The 1,954-nt window shown below is 62.9% G+C and carries 1 protein-coding gene and 1 pseudogene; both read left to right on the top strand.

Annotated features, from left to right (window positions below):
• The first annotated feature begins 54 nt into the window (after window positions 1-54).
• Window positions 55-1,390: pseudogene (locus XI03_RS01675) on the top strand (IS5 family transposase).
• Window positions 1,391-1,500: 110 nt separating this feature from the next.
• A complete protein-coding gene (locus XI03_RS40400; protein ID WP_442869679.1) occupies window positions 1,501-1,824 on the top strand; it encodes a transposase in 324 nt (107 codons plus the stop codon).
• Window positions 1,825-1,954: the final 130 nt, after the last annotated feature.

The raw sequence follows: 1,954 nt of genomic DNA, 5'->3' as shown, positions 1-1,954 counted from the left end.
TTGCAAACTTGATTTGTGATTCACTCGCCTCGGACTGCGTTGGCGAGGGACGAGATGCGACCACGGGAGCGGAGCGAGACGGGAGAGCAGGACCTTTTCCGCTCTCGGCTGGATCAGATCATCGACATGAAGCATTCGCTGGTAGCGCTGGGGCGGACGGTGGATTGGGGCTTCCTGGAAGAGCGGTTCGGCGAGGTTTACACCGATGATCCCGGCCGGCCGCCGCTGCCGACGCGCTTAATGGCACGACTGGCGATCCTCAAGCACACCTACGACCTCTCCGACGAGGTGTTTGCGAGCGGTGGGTCGAGAACCCCTACTACCAATACTTCTGCGGCGAGGAGTTCTTCCAGCACCGGCTGGTGTTCGATCGCTCGTCGCTGACGCGCTGGCGCAACCGGATGGGCGAGGAGCGGCTGACAGCACTGATTCAAGAGAGCCTGTCGGTCGCCACGAAGGCCAAAGCGATCAAGCCGTCCGAACTGTCGCGGGTGATCGTCGACACCACGGTTCAGCCCAAGAACGTGACGTTCCCCACCGATGCGAAGCTTCTGAACCGGGCGCGCGAGAAGCTGGTGCGGCTCGCGCAGCGCCACGGGGTGAGTTTGCGTCAATCCTATGCGCGGGTTGGCAAGTTCGCCCTGACCAGCATCAGCGCTATGCCCACGCCAAGCAGTTCAAACGCGCCAACCGGGCGCTCAAGACGTTCCGGACCTATCTGGGGCGCGTGATCCGCGACATCGACCGCAAGATCGAGGGCAACGGCGGGCTCGAAGCGGCGTTCGCAAAACTGCTCGCGCTGGCGCGGCGCGTGCGCGAGCAGAAGCAGCATCAGCGCGGGCCGAAGGTCTATTCCCTGCACGCACCGGAGGTCGAATGCATCGGCAAAGGCAAGGCCCATCGGCCTTACGAGTTCGGCGTCAAAATCTCCGTCGCCACCACGATCGGCCAGGCCAAGGGCGGCCAGTTCGTCACCCACGTGAAGGCGCTGCCCGGCAACCCCTACCACACGCTGGCCACCGTGATCCCGGACATGGAGGTGCTCGTCGGCAACACGATCGCGCGCATCCTCGCCGACAAGGGATACCGGGGCCACAATGCACCACCCGATCACAAGTTCAGGATCTTCATCTCCGGGCAGAAGCGAGGTGTGACGCCCAAGATCAAGCGCGAACTGCGCCGCAGGGCCGCCGTCGAGCCCGTCATCGGCCATCTCAAGGCCGAGCACCGCATGGGGCGCAACTATCTCTGGTTCCGCCAGGGAGACGCTGCCAACGCCGTCCTGGCCTCCGCCGGCTACAACTTCCGACGCCTCATCCGTTGGCTCAGCCTGTTGCTGCGCCAAATCCGCTCCGCTCTCACCGCCGCGGTTCAAACCGTCTCGGCCTGAAACCAAAGTTCTTCACGGACGACGCATTAAGCGGCAAGGAGACCCCGTCTGGCGGAGGGGATGAGCGCTCGGCTATCGGCTGGTGAGTTTGTGAGCCGATGTGAGCTTCTATGTCTGCGCCTAGTTCTGCAACTAGAACCTTCCATATGATCGAAGCGGTCGCGGGCCGCCTTGAGGGGGCACCGCGGCTTCGCCGACGCTGGTCGGACGAGTTCAAGGCGCAAGTTGTGACGGAGGCACTGGAGCCTGGCGCGAGCGTCTCGGCGATCGCCCGCCGGCGCGGGACAGCGTCAGGTCAGTCGCTTGCCCAACTGCTGTCCAGCTACAGCGAGCGCGCCCCGTTTGCAGGCGCTCGGCCGTTAAACATAGTTTTATCGGACGACGTCGGTGGTCTAAAGTGCAAATGTTGCAATGGATGGACCATAACCGAATAGCTGTTAGTAGAGTTGCGCGCTTTGGCTCGGAGAAGAGCGATAACGGGCGTCCGGGCCCAGAGCACCGGAGACGGAGTGAACGATGAACCTTATCCTAGGCGACAACCACACGGTTGCGGCCTTCAAATTT

It is taken from the genome of Bradyrhizobium sp. CCBAU 65884 (assembly GCF_028128835.1).
Taxonomy (GTDB): Bacteria; Pseudomonadota; Alphaproteobacteria; order Rhizobiales; family Xanthobacteraceae; genus Bradyrhizobium; species Bradyrhizobium ottawaense.
This window is presented reverse-complemented; position numbering and strand designations above follow the sequence as displayed.

What these genes read in the sequence shown, in the direction of transcription:
- XI03_RS40400 (WP_442869679.1), top strand. Translation starts at nt 1,501, where the DNA reads ATGTCTGCGCCTAGTTCTGCAACTAGAACCTTCCATATGATCGAAGCG.